Below are 20,388 nucleotides of genomic sequence, written 5' to 3'. Positions count from 1 at the left end.
CTCAGGCTGCGTAGCCTTTGTGAAGGTACGTCAGACGCCCTATAGATTCGGCTTGTTGGCCGAGTGATGGCTGATAAGATCATTTTACTTTCAGCAGGCTGACGGCGCGTCATGAACGCGTTCGGGGGACACAGTCTCTAGGGCCCCATCGCGAAGGAGTGGCTGTAGGTCGGCCGGTGACGGCAGCGGCTCAGGGCGAGGCCAGTCGCCTCCGCGGCGCACCGCAGACCGTCGGCACTTCCGACGCGAGGCGACTTGAAGAGAGTCTCATGACCGCATTGATCCAGGATTCGCTGTTGTGGATCCTGCTGTTTTTCGCTGCGGCTTTCGCAGTGACGGCCTTCGCAGTGTTGCGAGCACGGAGAACCAACATGGCTCTCCGGAGGGACAAGGCCGACCTCCAGAACGAACTGAACGCGGCACACGGCCGGATCGGGCAGGTGCAGTCGAGCTACCAGAGCCTCGACAGCAAGCACGCGCAGGATCTCGCCGAGGTCGGGGAGGACGCGAAGTCCGCCACGAAGTCCGTGCTCAAGTCGGCCATGGGCACCCTCCAGTCCCAGGCCGAAGAGCTCCAGGTCCTGATCGACCGGCTCCAGGAGCAGTACGGCGACAACTCCTCGGTCCTCGGCGACCTCATGCTCATCGACCACACGAGCAGCCAGTTCGGTCGTCGTGCCAAGGGCATCTCCGTGCTGTGCGGCGGCTGGCTCGGCCGGCGTGACGCACCCGCGTCCGTGTACGACGTCGCCCGCAGCGCCCAGGGCCGTATCAAGGACTACGAGCGCATCCGCGTCAACGCGCAGGTGAACATCTCCATCGCCGCCAAGGCGGTGGAGGCGGTCGCCGTCGTCCTGGCCGAGCTCCTGGACAACGCCACCAAGTACAGCGCCCCGGGCACGCCCGTGGAGATCAGCCTCCAGTCCGTGCCGACCGGTGTCTGCGTGATCATCGACGACGCCGGCCTCGGCATGAGCCAGGAGACCAAGGACCGGGCCGTCTCGCTGCTCGCGGCGACCGACAGCGTGGACCTCACCGGTCTCGGCGACCCGCCGAAGTTCGGCTTCGCCGTGTGCGGCATGCTCGCCTCCCGTCACGGTTTCTCCGTCTCCGTCGATTCGGTTTCCCCCTACGGAGGCGTGCGTGCCGTGATCCGTGTACCGGACGAGCTGCTGACGACCGAGGTTCCCGAGCCGGCCGTCCCGGACCACCGGGACGAGACGGCGCCGCGCCGCCGGGTCGCAGTGGCGGTGCCGGGTCCGACGCACATCGTCGGGACGACCGTCGGCGGGCTGCCCAAGCGCAAGCGGCGGCCGGTGTCGGTGGTGCGGTCGGCGGACGAGCCCGTGGCACAGGAGGAGGAGGCCGTCGCCTCCGACACGGACCGCAGTAACGCGAACACCGCCGCGCAGCTCGCCGCTTTCGCGCGCGGAACCAGGTTGGGCCGGGTCTCGAACAACACGGAAGGATCTGAACACAAGTGAATCCCGACCTGTCGTGGGTGCTCAACGACCTGCTGGAAGTGCGGGGTGCCCGCCACGCGATCCTCGTCTCGGCCGACGGTCTGCTCACCCAGCGCTCCGATGGCATCGAGCGCGGCTCGGCGGAGCGCAACGCGGCCGCGATGAGCTCGATCCAGTCCCTGTGCCGGGCCGTGGGCGACTTCGTGGGAGGAGGACGCCAGGGCATCTGGAAGCAGACGCTGATCGAGTACGAGGACGGCTGGATCAACCTCTGTGCCGCGGGCAGCGGCTCCTACCTCGCCGTGTCGGCGGCGGGGGACGTCGACATGGGAACGCTGTCGTTCCGCATGCAGAAGACGGTGAGCGCGCTCAGCGAGGCCATGAGCACGGCGCCGCGACACATCGCCGGTAGCGAGGCATGACCGGCCCCGGTGAGGAAGCGCCGGTCACCAGCGGCTTCATCCGCTCCTACGTCATCACGGGTGGCCGCCGTCTGCCGTCCGAGGACGACCTGGCGCTGCACGCCCTGGTCACCCTGGCCCCCGACCGGGACATCCCGCCGGGAGCCAGCCCCGAGGTCCAGGCCATCTGGGATCTGTGCGGCGGTGGCTACCTGTCCGTGGCCGAGGTCGCCAGCCACCTGGGGCTGCCAGTGGGTGTGACCCGCCTGCTGCTGACCGACCTGGCCGAGCAGGACCACCTGCTGTGCCGTGCCGCACCGCCCCGCGCCCAGAATGTTGACAGAGCGATCATCGAAAAGGTTCTGCATGGACTCGAAAAGCTCAGCTTCGGCTAAGCCGCAGCAGCCCGGTGCCGTCTACCTCCCCAGTGGGGTGACAACCGCCGTGAAGATTCTCGTGGTCGGGCACTTCGCAGTGGGAAAGACGACCATGATCGGGACCCTGTCGGAGATCACTCCGCTGCGCACCGAGGAGAAGATGACGCAGGCGTCGCTCCACATCGACGACCTGCGCGGAGTGCCGGACAAGGTGACCACGACCGTGGCACTCGACTTCGGCCGGCTGACCCTGAGCGAAGAGATCGTGCTCTACCTGTTCGGCACGCCCGGCCAGGAGCGGTTCGTGGAGCTGTGGGAGGACATGGCGCGCGGTGCGCTCGGTGCTCTCCTCCTGGTCGACCCCGGCCGCCTGGAGGAGAGCTTCCCGGTCATCGACCTGCTCGACGAGTACCAGCTCGAGTACGCCATCGCCGTCAACAGCTTCGACTCGCAGACCCGCTTCGACGAGGCAGAGATCCGTGAGGCGCTCGACCTGCTCCCCGACACTCCCATCGTCTACTGCGACGCCCGTGACACGCGCTCCTCAGGCCAGGCGCTGATCACTCTCGTGCGTCACCTGCTCGAACACGCAGCCTGAACCGCTCCCCGTAACCCGGCCACCATCCGGGCACCAAAGGACACTTCATGGACACTTCGCACACGGGCGCCTCCGTCGCCAGATGCCCCATGCACGACGCCGGCTTCGCCCGTGATCCCCAGCAGGTCTACGACCAGCTGCGGGCGCACGGCCCGGCCGGTCCGGTCGAACTCGCGCCCGGTGTCGAGGCCACCCTGGTCGTCGAGCACGAGACGGCCCTGAGGGTGCTGCAGAACCCGTCGCTGTTCGCCCGGGACGCGCGCCGCTGGACCGCGCTGAACGAGGGCCGGATCGCGCTGGACAACCCCGTCCTGCCGATGATGGCGTACCGGCCCAACTGCCTGTTCACCGACGGTGCCGTGCACCTGCGGCTGCGCAAGGCGGTGACGGAGAGCCTCGACCGGCTCAACTTCACCCGGATCCGCCGGGACGTCGTGCCGATCGCCGCCTACCTGATCGACCAGTTCAGCGAGCGCGGCCGGGCCGACCTGATCAACGACTACGCGAAGCTGCTGCCGCTGCTGCTGTTCAACAAGCTGTTCGGCTGCCCGGCGGACATCGGTGACACGCTGACGGCCTCGATGTCGGCGATCTTCGAGGGCAAGGACGCGCTGCGCGCCAACGAGGAACTGACGGCATGCCTGATGGAGCTGATCTCCCTCAAGCGCCGCACCCCCGGTGATGACGTCACCTCCTGGCTGATCCAGCACCCGGCGGGTCTGTCCGACGAGGAGCTCAAGGACCAGCTGGTCATGCTGATGGGCGCGGGCGTGGAGCCGGAGCGCAACCTCATCGGCAACGGCCTGTTGCACATCCTGTCCACCCCCGGGTCCAGCGGTTCCGGCGTACTGATCGAGGAAGCCCTCGACCACGTGCTGCGCAACAACCCGCCCATCGCGAACTACGCCACGCACTACGCGGTGCAGGACGTGCAGTTCGACGGTGTGTACGTCGACGCGAACACCCCCGTGGTGATCAGCTTCGCCGCGGCGAACACCGACCCGGCGCTCGACCAGGTCCGCGGCGGCGAGGCCCATCTGGCGTGGGGGGCCGGCCCGCACGCCTGCCCGGCCAAGGACCCGGCCTGGGTGATCGCCACCACGGCGATCGAGGAACTCCTCAACGCCCTGCACGACATCGTCCTCACGGTGCCGGCCGCCGAGGCGGAGTGGCGGCAGGGTCCCTTCCACCGGGCCCTGGCCACGCTGCCCGTGCGGTTCAGCCCGACGCCCGCCACGCGCATGGCGTCGGCCTTCCCCAAGACCGTGGTGCGTCCGGCACTCGACCCGCAGGCGCCGATGCCGGTGTCCGCGAGTGTGCCGGTGCGGGTGGGGGAGCCGAAGAAGAAGGGGTTCTGGAGCAGCTTCCTGGACCTGCTGCGCGTCTGACCCGTACGCGCCATGCCGCTTATCCCATACCAGAAGCGGCATGGCGCGTGTGACACGCCGCATGTGACAGGGGCAACACACGAGGGCGCATGACGCCGGAGAGGGGAGGGGTAGGTTCCGCCAGTAACGGAAGCGCCAGCCAAAGGAGCTCTGCGTGACCGCACTTGGCGACATAGGCGGCACCATCACCGACCGTCGAGCCGTCATATCCCTTCTCCGGCAACTGCGTTCCCCTTCCGGCCAGAGCAACCCGTGGCCCGTCTGGGAGCGACTGCGCGGCCTCGGTGACGTCGTACCCGCCCCCTGGGGCGGGTATTTCGTCACCGGGTTCGACGCCTGCAACCAGGTGCTGCGCGGCAGGAACTGGCTCACCCCGGACTTCGCCTGGCAGGACCGGCAGCCCGACCCGGCACGCTGGCAGGCACCGGCCACCGTGGAGATGAGCAGGACGCTCTCCCGGCTCAACGCACCCACCCATACGTGTCAGCGCCGCAGTCTCGGCAACCTCTTCGACCGCACCACCCTGGAGGAGATGACACCGGGCATCGCCGCGCAGGTGGACCGCCTGCTCGACGACCTGGCGGAGCGGCTGCACACGGACGGCGAGGCCGACTTCGTCGACACCGTCAGCGAACGGCTGCCCGTCCACACCGTCGGGACCTGGCTGGGCATCCCCGAAGAGCACTACGCGCACATCCTCAGCTTCACCCACCGGCAGGTGCACGCGCAGGAACTCCTGCCCACCAAGAGCGAGTTGGCCGTCTCCGCCCAGGCCACCCTGGAGATCAGGGACTTCTTCACGACACTGCTCCGCGAGCGCCGCGCCCACCTCGGGAACGACGTGCTGTCGGACTGGATCCGGCACTGGGACGCGCAGTACCCGGACGACCGGGCCGCCGCCGACCAGGTGCTCTACGACCTGACCATGTTCATCACCATCGCCTCCCTGGAGACCACGGCGACCCTGCTGTCCAGCATGGTGTGGCTGCTGAGCCGGGAACCCGCCCGCTGGGAGTGGCTGCGCCGCAACCCCGGTCACATCGACCGGGCCATCGACGAGACCCTGCGCTACGACCCGCCCATCCACCTCAACTCCCGTATCGCCGCCGCCGACATGCTGCTCGCCGGGGTGCCCGTCGCCCGGGACGAGGTCGTCCACGTGCTGTACGGCGCCGCCAACCACGACCCGCGGGTCAACGAGGACCCGCACCGCTTCGACATCCACCGCGACGGCAGCCACCTCACCTTCGGCGGCGGCCTCCACTACTGCCTCGGCGCGGCCCTCGCACGTCTGGAGGCCCGGGTACTGCTGACCGCGCTGCTGGAACGGTTCGAACACCTGCGGCCCCTCTCGCCACCCGCCTACGCCCCCCGGATGGTGTTCCGGCGCGTGGCCTCCCTGAAAGTGACGACATGACCTCGTTGCCGCCACCGGACTTCCGGACGAGCCTCCCGTTCAAGACGCTGCGCGTGCAGCGGGCGGGGGCCGTGCTGTCCGTCGAGCTCAACCTTCCCGACCAGGGCAACGCCGTCACCGACACCATGCTGGACGAACTCCAGGCAGTCCTCGACGACCAGGATCCGGAGGTACGGGTCCTGGTGCTGTCCGGCGCGGGGGAGGACTTCTGCCAGGGCGGTGACCGCACCGAGTACGCCGAGCACCTGCACCACGATCCCGGGGGCGCGGGCATCCGGGCGTCGGGGGTCAGGGCCCGGCGGGTCTGCGAGGCGCTCACCGGCAACCCGGCGGTGACCGTCGCCCGGATCCACGGCAAGGTGATCGGCGCGGGGCTGGCGCTGGCGCTCGCCTGCGATCTGCGGGTGGGGGCGGACACGGCGACCTTCCGGCTGCCGGAGCTCGCCCTCGGGCTGCCGACCGCGTGGGGCGGGCTGCTGCCGCGGCTGCTCAACGAGGTGGGGGCCGCGCGGGTGCGTGAACTCATCCTCACGGGGCGGGCGTTCGGGGCGGAGGAGGCGCTGTACCTGTCGATCCTGCAGCGCGTCGTGCCGGCCGCCGATCTCGACGCCGCGGTGTCGGAGTGGGCGAGACCGGTCGTCCGGCGCTCGCCCGCGGCGCTGCGTGTCACCAAGACCCTGCTGAACTCCTGCTCCGCGGCGACCCGGCTCGCCGACGTCTCCCTGTTCGACCCCGAGCTGATGGCCGCGGTGGCGGCGGAGGGGTATCGCCGGCGGCGCGTCGACGGGGTGGTTTCCCTGCCGGTTCGCTGACTTGCGCGTCGGCATTCGGCTTCCTGAGCGGGAGTTGCTGAGTGCCGACGGCGCGCTTCGCTCCGTGGGGTCGGCTGTGACGTGCGTGTGCCGGCTTTCGTCCGCTGCGCTCGTTGTGGTTGCTCGCGCAGTTCCCCGCGCCCCTTCGGGCGCTCAGGGGAGGTCCTTGATCCAGTCGACGAGCAGGTCCGTGAACTCGTCGGGGCGGTCCTGGAAGAGCCAGTGGCCGACGTCGGGCCAGACGACCGATCTGCTGTAGGGGTGGCGGCTCACCGTGGCGTCCCAGGTGGCGTCGATGCCCTTCGCCTCCAGTGAGGCGGCGGCCGAGACGGTGAGGACGGGGCAGTCACGGCGCAGGAGGTACTCCTCGGCCCGGCCGCGAACGGTTTTCTCCGCCTCCGTGTCGAAGATGCCCAGGAAGACACCGGAGGTGACCGCGGCGGACATGCCGAGGGCCCGGCGGCAGCGCCATTCGCCCAGCCGGGAGGCGGTGCCGACGGGACCGGTGCTCCCGAGCTGGGACAGGACCGCCACGCCCACCGTGACCGGGTCGGGGACGCGGAAGGTCCGGGCGGTCTCCGCGGCCGCTTCGGGGGAGAACCCCCAGGCCGGGTCCACGGCGACCACGGCCCGTATCGCTTGCGGGTGTTCGACCGCCAGGATCGACGCCACGAGGGCGCCGTAGGAGTGCCCGACGACGGTCACCGGACCGGCGTCGAGGTGCTGGAGGAGCAGGGCGAGGTCGGCGGCGTGGTCGCTCGGTCCGTGACCGGCCGGGGCCTCGGTGGACCGGCCGTGGCCCTCCAGATCGACCATGAGCACCCGGTGCCGGGCGGTGAGCGGGCCGGCCTGGAACGTCCAGTCGTGCGAGTCGCTCATCCCGCCGTGGACCAGGAGAAGCATCTCCTCGCCGTGTCCTTCGAGGGTGTGGAAAAGCCGGCGGTCTTCGAGGGCGAAGTAGGACACGGATGGGTCTCCGGCTCGGTGCGGGCGGTGCGGCGCTCGGTGTGCCACAGGCCGATCGTAGGCAGGACGGTGTGGACAGGAAGTGGGCGTGGAGTCGGCGGTCCGTTCGTCACCGGGCGCCGTCCTTGTCCGCGGCGGCGCCGTCCGGCGTCCGGGTGTTCTCGGTGGTCAGCCTGGTGAGCACGGCCCGGCACACCTGGATCCCGTCCTCCGTCATGGCCCGGCGCCGCGCGAACGACCTGACCTGGTCGTGGTAGGCGTACCGGCCGGGGCTGTCCGTCTCGACGAGGTGGAGGTCCACGAGCGACTCCAGCAGCCGTTCCGTACGCGCCAGGGGCAGTCCGAGGACGACGTCGGCCGCGGTCCGCAGGTCGACGTGGGTGCCCTCGTACAGGGCGACCAGCCGGAACGCGCGCGCCTGCGCGGCGTCCAGGTGCCGGTAGCCGCGCATGAGCGGCTCGTCGTAGGCCCCGCAGTCCGGGTGCCGACCGGTGAGCTGCCGCGCCTCCAGGGCCAGTTCGCGCTCCATCGCGGCGATGGACCAGTGCGGTCTGGCCGCGAGTCGCTCGCCGGACACGCGGATCGCCGCCGGGACACGGGAACACGCCGTGACGAGACGCCGTGCCGCCTCCTGTTCCGCCGTGGTCCGCTCGGCGCCGGCGATCCGCGACAGCAGGTCCAGGGCCTCCTCGGGGTCGAAGACGTCCGTCGTGCACCAGTGGGCGCCCGGCAGTTCGGGTATGCGTGAGCGGCTGGTGAGCAGCACGGCCGAGCCGGGAGTGCCCGGCAGCAGTCGGCGGACCTGGGCACTGTCCTGCGCGTCGTCGAGGACGACCAGGACCTGGCGGCCGGCGAGCGTGGTCCGCCACAGCGCGGCGCGCTCGTCGAGCGCCTCGGGCACGGCCCGGTCGTCGACGCCGTAGGCGCGCAGGAACGCCGCGAGCACGGCCGCCGGGTCGGCGGGCCGCTCCCCGGTCGCGCCGAGGTCCGCGTAGACCTGGCCGTCGGGGAACACCTCCTTCACGGCGTGCGCCGTTCGTACGGCCAGGGCGGTCTTGCCGACGCCCGGCAGACCGACGAGACCGACGACGGGCATCCCGTCCGGCGCCTTCAGCCGGCTGGTCACCTCGGCCAGCAGCCGCTGCCGGCCCGTGAAGTCGGGCAGGGGGGCCGGGAGTTGCGCGGGCGTCGGCAGGGGCGGCGGATTTCCGGACGGCGGCCGGTCCGCCACCGGCGCCGTCAGCAGGGCGGGGTCGGCGGCGAGGATGCGCTGGTGCATCCGGAGCAGGGCGGGCCCCGGGTCCATGCCGATCTCCTCGGCGAGCAGCGCCCGGCCCTGGTGGAAGGCGGCCAGCGCGTCGGCCTGCCGTCCCGACCGGTACAGGGCGATCATCAGCATCTCGCGCAGTCGCTCGCGCAACGGGTGCTCGGCGACCTGCGCGGAGAGCTCGGCGATCAGCTCGACGTGCCGGCCCAGCTCCAGTTCGGCGGCGAACCGGCTCTCGACGGCGGTCAGGTGCAGCTGGGTCAGCAGGGTGCGCCGGGCCTCCGCGCGCACCCCGTGGGCGTCGGCCAGGGGCACGCCCTTCCACAGGGCCAGCGCGTCACGCAGCAGACCGGCGGCGACGGCCGGATCGCCGTCCCGGTGCGCCGCGTGCGCGCTGTCGATCCGCTCCCGGAACAGCACCAGGTCCAGGGCGCCCGGCGAGGTGTGCAGCACATACCCGCCGCAGGACGAACCGATCACGTCGGCGCCGATGACGCGGCGCAGCCTGGAGACGTAGGTGCGCAGCACACTGGTCGCGGTGCGGGGCGCGCCGCCGCCCCAGACCGTGTCGACGAGTTCGGCCGCGCTCACCGGCGCGCCCTCGCCCAGCAGCAGGGTGGTGAGCGTCGCGCGCTGCTGTGGCGAGCCCAGCGGCAGCTCGGTACCGTCACGCCAGGCCCGGGTCGGACCGAGTACCGCGAATCGGAGTTCCATCGTCTCCCCGCCCCTTCTCATGAACGGCATGGTGACCGGTCCGCTGTGGCCATGAAGTGCGCATCATGTGGCCGCCGCCCGACGCCCCGTCAGCCGAGGTCGATCTTGGCCAGCTCGGCCCAGTACCAGGGCACGACCTCGCGTCCGGCGTCCGAGCGGGGGTCGGACCAGTCGCGGACCCACTCGCCGAGGACGCCGAGGAACGAGTTCGGGACGCTGCCCGCCTGGATCATGCGCTGGATCCCGCTCTCGTGCGCGACCGGACTCGTCCCGCCGACCGCGTCGGCGACGAACATCGTCCGGTAGCCCTCCTGCTGGGCGCTGACGACGGGGAAGGCGAGGCAGATCTCGGTCCACAGCGCCGCGAAGACGAGGTTGCGGCGCCCGGTCGCCTTGATCGCCCGGCGGACCGGCTCGTCCTGCCAGGCGTTCATGTTCATGCGGTCGTACTCGGTGAGGTGCGGCACCTCCTCGCGCAGCGCGGAGATGGTGGGGTGGTTGACTCCGGCCTGCACGCCCACGGTGGTGAGGACCGTGGGGACGTCGAGCAACCGGGCGATGCGGGCCAGGGCCTTCACGTTCAGCTGGAGCAGGTCCGTGTTCATCGAGGTGACGGCGTCGACCATCTCGGGCTGGTAGTCGATCAGTACGAGCGCCGAGTTCTGCGGAGTGAACAGCACGTCGGAACTGCTGCGGGCACTCATGGCGGACGCGGTGCCGGCCAGCGAGGGGACGGCCGCCGCGCCGGTCACGACGGCGCCGGTCCTGAGTGCCTGCCTACGGGTCGGATTGGCCATGACGGGATCCTTTGCGAGAGGAGATGATTGAAGAAGTGACCGTTGAATGCTCAACTTCTTCTCCCTATGCAAGCACCCCGGTGCAGACAGGGCGTTGACGAAGCGCACAGGGTGCGTGTGGTCACTCCGGGACGGGCGCGGCCACGAGTGCTCGGACGTCCTCGCTCAGCCCCTTGAGCTTGGCCCTTATCGTGTCGGCCGTGAGGTGGTCCATCGGGCCGATGACGGCCAGGGCCTGCTGCCAGACCGTGCGCGCGGCCGCGTGGTCGCCGAGCGCGTGATGCGTGTCGCCGAGGTGATGGAGGGTGCCCGCCTCGTTGTACCGGTCGCCGATCTGCCGGTAGAGCTCCAGGGCGTGCCGAAGGCAGACGGCCGCACGGTCGTGCTCGCCGAGGTGGTGATGGGCGAGGCCGAGGCTGTCCCAGGTGCCGGCCTCGCCGTACAGGTTGCGTATGCCGTCGAGTCCGGCGAGCACCTGCTCGAAGTAGGGCACGGCCAGACGGTGTTCACCGCGCAGCACATGGGTCCAGCCCAGGGCGTGCAGACAGCTCGTCCGGGCCACGTCGTCCCCCACGGCCTCGTAGAGGGCGAGGGCCTTGCGGACCGCGGTCTGGGCGTCCGCGTAGCGCCCCAGCTGGTCGTACAGCCAGCCCTGGCTGCGATGGGCGTGGGCCAGACCGAGACGGTCGCCGAGTTCCGTGTGCAGGTCCAGGGACTTGGTGATGTACGTCCGGGCGTCGTCGAACCGTTTCAGCCGGGCGGACGCGCGGGCGAGGCCGCGCAGCAGATGAGCCCGTGCGGCGCGGTGGCCGGCGCGGGTGGCCGCGGTCAGCGCGATGTGCTGACCGGCCGCGGAATCGTGCCAGTGGCCCTGCCGGTCCCAGAACCGTTCGAGCGCCCAGGCCAGTTGCCAGGCGTGAGCGTCCGCTCCCGTGCGGGCCGCGAGCTCCACGACCTCGCGCAGCACATGCCGTTCGGCGGTGTACCAGCCCAGTGCCCGGCGGTCGTCGGCGAGGGGTTCCGGTAGGACGCCCGCGAGCGCCGGAGGAAGTGTCGTCGCCGACCAGTGCGGCGAGTACAGCAGACCCGCCGCGTGGGCGGTGCGCAGATAGTGGTCGAGTAGCCGCCGTACGGCCGCCTCGCGCTCCTCGGGCGGGTCGTGGCGTTCGGTGAGCTCCGCGGCGTACGTCCGTAACAGGTCGTGGCACACATAGCGGCACGGCACGTGCTCGACGAGGAGGTGCGCGCGCGTGAGTTCGGCGAGGAGGTGCCGGGTACGGGGCAGCGGGGCGCCGATGAGCGAGGCCGCCGCGGGGGCGCCGATGTCCGGCCCCGGATGCAGGGCCAGCAGCCGCAGGAGGCGGGCGGCGTCCGGACCGAGGGTCCGGTACGACCAGGACAGCACGGTCCGTACGTCACCGGCCGGTTCGGAGCCGGTGAACCCGTCGAGGCTGCCCTGCGCCTCGTCGAGTTCGTGCACGATGGCGGCGAGCGGGAAGTGGGGGTGGGCGGCGGCCCTGGTGGCCACGACGGCCAGGGCCAGCGGCAGTCCGGCGCAGTGGCGGACGAGGTCGGCCGTCGCGCGGGGTTCGGCGAGGACACGGGTGGCGCCGATCCTGCGGACGAGCAGTTCACGGGCCTCGGCGGCGGGCAGCGGGGCCAGCTCCACCAGTTGGGCGCCGTGGGTGGTGACCAGGTCGAAGAGCCTGTTCCGGCTGGTCACCACCACGAGACAGTGCGGGGTGCCCGGCAGCAGGGGCAGGACCTGGGCCGCGTCATGGGCGTTGTCCAGCAGGATCAGCATTCTGCGGTCGGCGAGCAGGCTGCGGTAGGCGCCGGTCTCCCCGTCCGGGTCCGTCGGGGTGTGCTGCGGCGAGAGTCCCAGCGCCGTCAGGAACCCGCGGACGACCTCCCGCGGGTCCGTCGGGGCGGCGCCGGGGTCGAACCCGCGCAGGTTCATGTAGAGCTGCCCGTCCGGGTACCGGTGCGCCACCTGGTGGGACAGGTGGACGGCCAGCGTGGACTTGCCGACTCCGCCCATGCCGCTGACAACGACGACACCGCCGGCGGGTGTGCCGGTGTTCTTGCCGGCGGCTCCGGCGGCTCCGGCGGCTCCGGTGTCCTTCGTGTCCCTGGCGGGGTTCTCGGCGGACAGGAAGGCCCGGGCCTGGCTGAGATCGGCACGTCGGCCGGCGAACACGGGGAGGTCTGCGGGGAGTTGGGCGAGCCTGGGGAGCGGGGCCGGCTGCTCGGGGGCCGGGCGGGGCGTGGCGGGGGCCGGGGCGCGGTCCGGGATGCGGTCCGTGCGGCGCGGGTGCTCGGGCGTCCGCGCGGCGGCGGAGCCGGTACGGTGCTCCCGGTCCTCCGTACGATCCGCCGTACCGCCCTCCGCGCCGTCGTCGTCATCGCGCAGCACCCGTGTCTGCGCGGCGCGCAGTTCGGTACCGGGCAGGATGCCGAGCTGCTCGGCCAGTTCGGCGCGGACCTTCTGCCAGGTGTCCAGCGCTTCGGCCCGGTGCCCGGCGGCGGCCAGCACGAGGACCAGCCGGGCCTGCAGGGGCTCGTCGAGCGGATGCTCCGCGGCGACCTGGTGCAGGGGCATCAGGAGACGGTCCGCGGCGCCGCGTTCCAGCGCGATGTCCGTGGCCTCCTTGACCGCGATCACGTACGCGCGGTCGAGGGCGGTGAACATGGGGTGCGCCCGCGCCTGGGCCGGGATCCCCGCGGCCGCCGGGCCCTCCCGCAGTGCCACGGCGTCGAGGAACAGGGCCAGGGCCTTGCCCGGGTCACCGCCCGCCTTCGCCGCGCGGGCCCGTTCGACGAGTTCGCGGAAGCGCAGCAGGTCGACCTTGCCGGCGTCCACGTCGAGCCGGTAGCCCCCGGACTCGCGTACGAGCCAGCGGCCCGAGGCCCGCAGGGGCAGACCGGGCTCCAGCAGCCGGCGCAGCTCCCCCATTTTCCGGTAGAGCGAGTTGGCCGCGGTGGCGGGCGGGTCCTCTCCCCACAGCACGTCGACCATCACGTCCATGCTCACCGGCCGGCCCGCGTGGGCCAGCAGCACCGCCAGGAGCACACGCTGCTGCGGCGGTCCGAGGGCGACCTCACCGTCCCCCCGCCAGACCCTCACAGGTCCCATGATCGCGAACCGCATCCGCCTGTCCTCCCGTGTCCCTCACCCGTAGTGGTCCGGCTCCGTCCTCCGGAGCCCGACGAGCGCACGGTCGATGCGCCCGGCACGACACGGGTCGGCGACGGAGCCCGCCGAGAAGGATGACAGCGCTGGAGGGGCATGCTGACCTGCATGGACAAAGCAGGCGGTTCACGCACACAGCGGTGAAGGAAGTGGCGGGGCCGGCGCACGGGACGGCGGGTGCGGGCGGCGGGCCTCGCCCCGGGATCACCGGGGAAGGCCCCGGAGGTCACGGGGGAGAATCCGAGGATCACCGGGGGAGAACCGGACGCGTGCGGTCACGTCCTCGCGGTCATGCCTTCGCGGCGACGACGCCGACGATCGCCTCCACCGCGTCGTAACCGGCGAGTTCCCGCTCCAGCTCCTCCGCGCGGCGGTGGTAGCCGGGCTCGGCGAGGACCCGCAGGACCGCCCTGCGCAGCGCCTGCGGCGAGGGGCGGCCGGTGCCGAGGGAGACCCCGACGCCGCTCCACTCCACCCGTGCGGCGACTTCGAGCTTGTCCTCGCTGCCGCCCGCCACGACCAGGGGCACGCCGTGCCCGAGCGCGGTGTGGACGCCTCCGTACCCGCCGTTGGTGACCAGCACCGACGCGTACGGCAGCAGCAGGTCGAAGGGGAGGAAGCCGCCGACGCGCACGTTGTCCGGCACCGGTCCCAGGTCGGCCGGACCGTCCGGCCGTGCCGTGGCGGCCACGACCAGGACGTTCTCGTCCGCCAGGGCCTGCACGGCCGGGGCCACCAACTCGGTCAGATCTCGGTTGGCCCAGGAACCCTGGGTGACCACGACGACGGGCCGGGCCTCCTCGTCCAGCTCCGGCCACCAGTCCGGCAGGACGTGCTCCGTCGCCGGCGGGGACGGCAGCGGGCCCACGTACCGGAAGGAGCCGGGAAGGTCGCGGCGCGGGTACTCGAAGCCGGGCGCGGTGAGCTGGAGGTAGTGGTCGGGAACCGTGACCAGGCTGTTGAAGATGAAGCCGGGCAGTTCGACGCCGACCGCCCTGAAGTTCTGTTCCAGGTACCACTGGGTGTCGGCCAGTGCCTTCTCGATCTGCCGGTTCATCGCCCGGTACAGGGCCCTGCCCTCCTCACCCGGTACGGGCGGCACCCCGAGCCCCACCGGCGGGGCGTCCTCGCTCATCAGCGCCGGCAGCGTGGTGCCCAGGCTCACGGTCACCGGCCGCCGGCCGGCGGGGGCCGAGAGCGTCAGCGCCAGCGAGCCCATGAACAGCATGTCGCTCAGCACCACGTCGGCGGGGAACCCGGCCAGCAGCGCACGCAGGGCGTGGAACTGGGCGCGGGTCGGATCGCCGAAGACGTACTTCATGTCGTACTCCAGCTGCGCCGGACCCGCCGGAAGACCGGCCCGCTCCGGGAAGAACGCCTCCAGGTTCCGGTCGTCGTAGTCGGCCTCCGGAGGCAGCTGGACGAAGCGCGCCCCGACATCCGCCACGGCGTCGGCGAACCGCATCCCGGTCAGGACCACCACCTCGTGCCCGCGCCGGACGAGCCCGGCGGCGGCCGCCAGCACGGGCTGGACATGACCTTGCAACGGCGTACTGGCGACGATGACCCGGGCCACGGAACAACTCCCCCACTCACTGGACGAAAGACCAGGTCACCGTAGACAACCTGGTGTGGACAAAAACTGCTCACCGCAGGAGCAGAGCCGAGTCCCAGCCGAGGCCGCCACCGTCTGTCCTGTCCGGTGCGACCTGATGGCGCAGGGCCAGCACGACACCTGCCGCACCTTCCAGGAACCCGAGCGAGTCGAGAGGACGCGTCCGGACCGGTGGCACGGGCGCCGTGGGAAATCCGAAGGAGGAGTCCGGATCGAACCGATCGCACACCCGTACGCTCAGCTCGGCGGCCCTGCTCGCCAGCCAGCCGTCGCCGAGATCCTCCGCCATACGGGCCGCGACCTGCATCACACCGGCGACACCGTGGCACAGTCCGGGGTCCTGGACATCACGCAAACCGGCCGGGTGGAGAAAGACTCCGCGTATTCCTTCTTCGGCGCTTCTCGTCCACTCTTCCTTTCCCAGGGCCAGCCCCGCGAGCTGCAGAGCGCGCGCCACCCCCGCAGTGCCGTAGCACCAGGCGGAGCGCCGGTGCGCGGCTCGTAACGGGGAGGGGGTCCTCTCCTCGACGGAGGAGACCATGCTGGGCCACCAGGGACCCTCTTCATCGCCGCCCTGACGCCATTTCATCAGCCACTCGGCAAGCCGGCTGATGGCGGTGTCCTGATCAGGGACGCGAATTCCGTGGATCAGGGACAGGGACAGCAGGGCGAGAGGTCCGGCGGCGCCGTGGGACAGGCCCAGGTCGAGCACGGCGTCCTCGTTCTCCTCCCAGCCGAGGCTGTACCACCCGGGCAGCCATTGCCCGTCCAGCCGGACCGGCTCGGTCAGCGACACGAGGTATCCGAGGATGTCACGGACGGCGTCGGCATCACGGGGCTCCGCGAGGAAGTACCGTCCCAGGCCGCTGACTCCGCTGATGACATCGAAGCAATGGCGGGACGTACCCGGCCTTCCCTCCGATGCGCGGGCCCGCTCCGTGTCGAGGAGCGGGGCGAGCCCCGCGCGCAGAGCCGTGTCGATCCGCTCTCGCAGGACGGCGTAGTGCCGGGGTGAGGCTGCGGCGTGCTTGACGGCGAAGGCGAGTCCGCCCAGCCCGGTGTGAAGTCCGAGCCGGGACTTCTCGGAAGAGGCATTCCTGGCTGCCCGCACCAGGAGATCATGGGCCGTTTTCCGGGACGTTGGATCACTTCCGCTCACCTCGTTGAGCAGCAGCGCCACCCCGGGCAGTCCCCTGTCGAGCCCGGGGCCGGTCGGTTCTTCCGGGTCACGGTGCCGTATGACGTCACTCGCCCATTCGTGAGCACGGGACATCACCTCGGCCACCACAGCATCGGGAGACCACGATTTCCTGCCGCGCGCGGCACGGTCCGTCATTCCTGCTCCCTGCCGGAACGATGTGTGCGGCGCCCGTGTTCGATCTGCGCGAGGTCGCGCGCCACCGCGTACGAACGTTCCTCCGCCGACCGCCGGGTGCTGACGGCACGGTTGTGATGCATGTGCAGAAGACTCATGAGCACGGAGTGCTGACGGGCGGCCCCGTACTCTCCGAGGGCGCTGGTCCGTGCGTGTACGGCCGTGAGCACCTTCTCTCCGGCCGGGCCGAGCATGTTCCGCAGCCCATCGGGCTCAAGAAGCCGCACGGCCGCCCGGCGATGCTCCCTGACGTATGCCTGGTGCTCGTCGGCCCGGGGCGAAGCGAGGAACCAGTCGGTCCAGCGATCCCCATGGACCTCCTTCACCATGCTCAGGTAGTTGCCGGCCGCGAGGACGGAAGACTCCGCCTCCACGGTGCGGGAAGCCAGGAGGCGCAGCTGTTCGAGGACCGCGGTGCTGTCGTGGTGGAAGAACCGCTCGGCGGCCACCAGTGCGTCGGGGCCGCCGTAGCGGTCGGCTTCCGGCTCGTAGGTGTCGATGAGGAACGTTCCGGTCAGACGCATGTGGCGGAGCTGTTGCGCCCAGTCGAGGAGAAGAGGCGTCAGCTTTCCGTGCAGCACGGCGGGATCACCGTGGAAACGCAGCCGCAGATGTGCGTCCGGGTCCGTGTAGCGGATGAAGAACCACCGGTCGATCCCCTCCGGCAGAGCGGCCAGCAGGCTGGGCAGGTGGTCGGTGAGTATCTGGTTGTGGCGTGCCGCCGGAGAGTAGAGCTTGCCGTACACCCACTCGCGTCCGTGCTGCGGAGAGATCGCCACCCTGGGTCTGGGCCTGGCGGCTGGAGGACGCTCGGCGGGAGGAGCGGGGAAGAGCGCTATCACCAGCTCACTCGAGAAGGCTCCGGAGTCGTCGGACAGCCAGCCTTCGCCTTGCCCCGCGTCCTGTGGGGTCTCATGGGCGACCACGTCCCGCCGGCGGACGAGTTCACGGCGCAGCAGCCTCCGGTGGAGCGGCGCGCCGAGGTCCAGTTCCACCCGTTGGTCGCCCGTGCCCACGGCTATGCGGTCCGGCACGTCCCAGCGCTCACGCCACTGATCGAGTGCACGGTTCCATTCGGTGTCGGAGGCCGAGCCTTCGGCGAGCGCCGGATCCGCCAGCCGCCAGCGCGCGGGAGCCAGCACGGACCTGCCGTATCGCACGCGCGGCAGGTAGGGGGCCACCGAGATGTCTCCCCATTCCCAGAGCGGCCAGCCATGGCGTCCCATCTCGGGTATCTCTCTGAGCAGTTGGACCGCCGCGGGAGTGAGCCGGGGGTTCAGCATGCTCGGGTACCGCGGGAGGATCTCTCGATTCGATGCCTTGTCCACGATGTACAGGCGCCGGCGATCGGCGGCGAGAGCCAGGTCGGCCATGCCGTGAACGGTGGGTGAGGAACGGTCCGCGTAGCAGCCCACGGCAATGGTGTCCGGCCACAGAGCGCGAACGCGCGCGATGTTCGACAGACGGGCGGACAGCGGTGCGAAGTCCAACTGCGCGCGAAGCGCGTCACGATGGGCGGTGAATTCGGCCGAGCGGCGAACGAGATCCCGCACGGTCTCCCGATCGTCCAGAAGGTACTCGAAACGTCCCAGGATGTTCCCGGGTGAAGTCGATCCGGTCGTGGGGGACACGACGAGGGTGAATTCTCCTCGCTCCACGGCTTCCGGAGAGGAGCCGGCGAGATGGGCGCACAACTCCATCGGGTGAAAGTTCTTCTCTTCTCCGTCCTTGGCCTCTCGGAAGCGGCGGAGTTCCGACTCGGTGAGCACGATCTCACGTGCTCCGGAAGAAATCGAGGAAAAAGCCAGATCGGTGAGTATCGCTTCCCGCCTGCGCAGGTCAGGCAGGGAACGCTCAGGCGATCGGCGTTCGCTCCGCGGATGATTGTATCCCGCAGGCACCCCGAGCCCCGTCTGTGGATCGAGAACATCCTGCAGGGGAACCGCCGTGCCTACGCCATATCGCTCGACAAATGCTTCATGATATTCCTTCAAGTGCGGTGGAAGACTGATGTCCGGTGCTGCGACGGACAGGGCGACGGCCGCGCGCTCCGCCTCTTCGAGGACCTCTGCCGGAAGGGTGATATCGGCATCGATTCGCATGTCGACATGGATTTCATGGTCCTCTCTGTGCAGGCTGCGCATGCTGTCGACAGCCTCACGCCAGCGAGAGAATCCTTTCCCGATCGGCTGGCTGCCGTACCCTTCCAGTTTGTCACTGACAGAGGTCAGCGCATCGACCTTTTCCGGTTCGTCAATGGTCTTGAGCGTGTTGATGACGTGCCGTAAGGGAGAGGTTTCGGTTAGGGGCGGCCGTAGCTCTGTCAGGATGAATCCCTGGCGAACGAGATCAAGAATGAGCCGTTCTTTGGCCGAGACGGCGACCTGTGGATACGCCTCGTCCAGTCGCCGCAGCAGATCCCCGAAGAGGCAAGGGTGCCGAGCGGCCTCCAGCGTGGTGCGCACCGCGGGTGTGTAGCGGACGGACACCTCTTCCACATGGTCCTGCTCCTTGAGCCCCAAGGTTTCTTCGGGGCGCGCGGCGAAGGGGAGTGTCCAGCGTCGCCCGCGCCGGAATCCGAGATCGTTGGTGAGGACGCGGAGTTTGCGCAGTACTGTCGCTTCGAGCTCCCAGGAGGAGACGATCCCGATCAGCCAGGAACTGTCGGGGTGCACCGCCTTGCGGTGTGCGGTACCCAGTCGGACCTCGCACACCTCGCCGAAATCCACCGGTGCGACACCGGCCAGCAGGCCGAACGGGGTGGGCCTGCTCGCGGCCCGGAGGAAATAGCGGGTGGCCGAGAGCGTCAGTTTTCGCAGGGCGCCGGGTTTCATCGCCGCACCCGCACGCAAGGCCTCCACGGATCGATACAGTGAAGGGCTGGAAACGGCGAGCGCCTCCGCTATCCGGGGGTTCGCGAGGAGCGCATCGATATAACGCTCCACCTGTTCCCGGTCCTGCGGGTCGGGATCGGCGAGCGTGATGTCCGTCGCTGCGCGGGAGAGCAGCGGTATGCGCACCATTCCACTGGTCGCAGCATAAAACTTCACGCCGTCCCCGGACATGTCATTCCTTTTCTTGAAAGGTGTTGTCGACGCCTCCTGCCGGAGGGTGCAACCGAACGCCCCCTCCAGCAGGTCGAACACTCAGCAGAAGGTGCTGCTGCAGAGAATCACCGTGGGGCAGAAGGGAATCATCGAGCTGGTGGTTCCCGTGCTGGCGGCCTGAAGCCCGGTCGCTCCGACCTCGAAGCGAACATCCAAATCGAAGTCGGACAGCGCGTCACCGTTGTAGTTCTCTGCCGGAGTCACAGTGGGCACGGCTACTCCATTCCGTGAACGAAGGGATCGGTCGAGTCAATTTTACGGGCCTGAAATAATTATCCTGCAACGGTTCTGCATACGGGTGCCCGCTTGCGGCGCGGGAAAGCGAGCCCGGCCCGGCACCCTCCGGGTGGGCACCACTTCACGTCCACTTCCGGCCCACACCTGCCGGACAACGGTCGGCCCCGGAGGACTGCCGGGCTTCCGCACCTCACCGGCAACAAGTCGTCCCCGTCGACATCAAGAAGGGTTTCTCATGACACTGCTTTCTCGTCTCTGACGGCCGTCCAGTCCCCCGTTATCGGGTGGCAGGTGTCCGGTTGGTGCAGCGGCCCCCAGGGCTCGCCGGCTACGCCTGCTCGCGCATCGCCTGACGGGAGCTGTCGGGTCGTAGAGACTTGACGCCGTAGCCGCCGGCAGGTGAGCACGCTCTCACCCGGAGCACGTGAGTCCTGAGGCCGGACTGTGCCCCTGCCGGTCGGCCGGGAGGCCGGACCAACCGAACCACCGGACGACGAGCAGTTGAACGTCACCGTGCAGCTGCTGCCGTTCTCGCTCGGCGCGCATCCCGGGCTGTACGGCCCATTCGTCATAGTGAGGGAAGACCGCAGGCGGTGCGCGGGCGCTCCAGGCATGATCCCCGCGCGCGACGGCGGGTTCCCGACCGTGACCGGTGCTGCCC

15 protein-coding genes are annotated in these 20,388 nt (G+C 70.2%); 7 read left to right on the top strand and 8 right to left on the bottom strand.

All coding sequences use genetic code 11. From position 1 onward, the window contains the following. Nucleotides 1-269: 269 nt before the first annotated feature. From AB0F77_RS35230 to AB0F77_RS35200, 7 genes are all read left to right on the top strand, one after another. Nucleotides 270-1,484, top strand: coding sequence for an ATP-binding protein (locus tag AB0F77_RS35230; RefSeq protein ID WP_361956175.1), 1,215 nt, complete (start codon nucleotides 270-272; stop codon nucleotides 1,482-1,484). Then, nucleotides 1,481-1,885, top strand: coding sequence for a roadblock/LC7 domain-containing protein (locus AB0F77_RS35225; protein ID WP_361956172.1), 405 nt, complete (start codon nucleotides 1,481-1,483; stop codon nucleotides 1,883-1,885). The genes AB0F77_RS35230 and AB0F77_RS35225 overlap by 4 nt, the downstream gene beginning before the upstream one ends. Continuing rightward, nucleotides 1,882-2,259: a DUF742 domain-containing protein gene (locus tag AB0F77_RS35220; protein ID WP_361956169.1), complete on the top strand. Its 378-nt coding sequence runs from the start codon at nucleotides 1,882-1,884 to the stop codon at nucleotides 2,257-2,259. The genes AB0F77_RS35225 and AB0F77_RS35220 overlap by 4 nt, the downstream gene beginning before the upstream one ends. Beyond that, the gene (locus AB0F77_RS35215; protein WP_361956166.1) at nucleotides 2,231-2,839 is read left to right on the top strand and encodes an ATP/GTP-binding protein; all 609 of its coding nucleotides are present in this window, start codon (nucleotides 2,231-2,233) and stop codon (nucleotides 2,837-2,839) included. The genes AB0F77_RS35220 and AB0F77_RS35215 overlap by 29 nt, the downstream gene beginning before the upstream one ends. Before the next feature lie 89 nt (nucleotides 2,840-2,928). Beyond that, the gene (locus AB0F77_RS35210) at nucleotides 2,929-4,227 is read left to right on the top strand and encodes a cytochrome P450 (protein WP_361956235.1); all 1,299 of its coding nucleotides are present in this window, start codon (nucleotides 2,929-2,931) and stop codon (nucleotides 4,225-4,227) included. Between the two features lie 154 nt (nucleotides 4,228-4,381). Continuing rightward, nucleotides 4,382-5,644 (top strand): cytochrome P450, encoded by a 1,263-nt coding sequence (locus AB0F77_RS35205; RefSeq protein ID WP_361956163.1) that lies wholly within the window; start codon nucleotides 4,382-4,384, stop codon nucleotides 5,642-5,644. Beyond that, nucleotides 5,641-6,456, top strand: a complete 816-nt coding sequence (locus AB0F77_RS35200) for an enoyl-CoA hydratase/isomerase family protein (RefSeq protein ID WP_361956160.1) — start codon at nucleotides 5,641-5,643, stop codon at nucleotides 6,454-6,456. Before AB0F77_RS35205 ends, AB0F77_RS35200 begins: the two co-directional genes overlap by 4 nt. 153 nt (nucleotides 6,457-6,609) lie before the next feature. Here AB0F77_RS35200 and AB0F77_RS35195 read toward each other — a convergent pair whose 3' ends face one another. From AB0F77_RS35195 to AB0F77_RS35160, 8 genes are all read right to left on the bottom strand, one after another. Further along, nucleotides 6,610-7,422, bottom strand: coding sequence for an alpha/beta hydrolase (locus AB0F77_RS35195; RefSeq protein WP_361956157.1), 813 nt, complete (start codon nucleotides 7,420-7,422; stop codon nucleotides 6,610-6,612). Between the two features lie 109 nt (nucleotides 7,423-7,531). Continuing rightward, complete coding sequence (locus AB0F77_RS35190; RefSeq protein WP_361956154.1) at nucleotides 7,532-9,403, bottom strand: BTAD domain-containing putative transcriptional regulator; 1,872 nt, start codon at nucleotides 9,401-9,403, stop codon at nucleotides 7,532-7,534. A gap of 89 nt (nucleotides 9,404-9,492) precedes the next feature. After that, a complete protein-coding gene (locus AB0F77_RS35185) occupies nucleotides 9,493-10,200 on the bottom strand; it encodes an isochorismatase family protein (protein WP_361956151.1) in 708 nt (235 codons plus the stop codon). Nucleotides 10,201-10,321: 121 nt separating this feature from the next. After that, nucleotides 10,322-13,336: a BTAD domain-containing putative transcriptional regulator gene (locus AB0F77_RS35180; protein WP_361956148.1), complete on the bottom strand. Its 3,015-nt coding sequence runs from the start codon at nucleotides 13,334-13,336 to the stop codon at nucleotides 10,322-10,324. 346 nt (nucleotides 13,337-13,682) lie between these two features. Further along, complete coding sequence (locus AB0F77_RS35175; RefSeq protein ID WP_361956145.1) at nucleotides 13,683-14,969, bottom strand: nucleotide disphospho-sugar-binding domain-containing protein; 1,287 nt, start codon at nucleotides 14,967-14,969, stop codon at nucleotides 13,683-13,685. Between the two features lie 70 nt (nucleotides 14,970-15,039). Beyond that, nucleotides 15,040-16,281, bottom strand: coding sequence for a lanthionine synthetase C family protein (locus AB0F77_RS35170; RefSeq protein WP_361956232.1), 1,242 nt, complete (start codon nucleotides 16,279-16,281; stop codon nucleotides 15,040-15,042). Nucleotides 16,282-16,340: 59 nt separating this feature from the next. Further along, nucleotides 16,341-19,529, bottom strand: coding sequence for a lantibiotic dehydratase (locus AB0F77_RS35165; protein ID WP_361956142.1), 3,189 nt, complete (start codon nucleotides 19,527-19,529; stop codon nucleotides 16,341-16,343). After that, entirely contained in the window at nucleotides 19,530-19,703 is a 174-nt protein-coding gene (locus AB0F77_RS35160; protein WP_361956139.1) for a hypothetical protein, read from the bottom strand. Nucleotides 19,704-20,388 lie beyond the last annotated feature (685 nt).

Origin of the sequence: Streptomyces sp. NPDC026672 (genome assembly GCF_040638185.1) — a bacterium.
Classification (GTDB): domain Bacteria; phylum Actinomycetota; class Actinomycetes; order Streptomycetales; family Streptomycetaceae; genus Streptomyces.
Note: the sequence above shows the minus strand (reverse complement) of the source record. Positions and strands in the feature narration are given on the sequence as shown.

Coding starts and splice junctions, on each gene's coding strand:
- AB0F77_RS35230 (WP_361956175.1), top strand. CDS start 270: ATGACCGCATTGATCCAGGATTCGCTGTTGTGGATCCTGCTGTTTTTC.
- AB0F77_RS35220 (WP_361956169.1), top strand. CDS start 1,882: ATGACCGGCCCCGGTGAGGAAGCGCCGGTCACCAGCGGCTTCATCCGC.
- AB0F77_RS35215 (WP_361956166.1), top strand. CDS start 2,231: ATGGACTCGAAAAGCTCAGCTTCGGCTAAGCCGCAGCAGCCCGGTGCC.
- AB0F77_RS35210 (WP_361956235.1), top strand. CDS start 2,929: ATGCACGACGCCGGCTTCGCCCGTGATCCCCAGCAGGTCTACGACCAG.
- AB0F77_RS35200 (WP_361956160.1), top strand. CDS start 5,641: ATGACCTCGTTGCCGCCACCGGACTTCCGGACGAGCCTCCCGTTCAAG.
- AB0F77_RS35190 (WP_361956154.1), bottom strand. CDS start 9,403: ATGGAACTCCGATTCGCGGTACTCGGTCCGACCCGGGCCTGGCGTGAC.
- AB0F77_RS35185 (WP_361956151.1), bottom strand. CDS start 10,200: ATGGCCAATCCGACCCGTAGGCAGGCACTCAGGACCGGCGCCGTCGTG.
- AB0F77_RS35180 (WP_361956148.1), bottom strand. CDS start 13,336: ATGGGACCTGTGAGGGTCTGGCGGGGGGACGGTGAGGTCGCCCTCGGA.
- AB0F77_RS35170 (WP_361956232.1), bottom strand. CDS start 16,281: ATGTCCCGTGCTCACGAATGGGCGAGTGACGTCATACGGCACCGTGAC.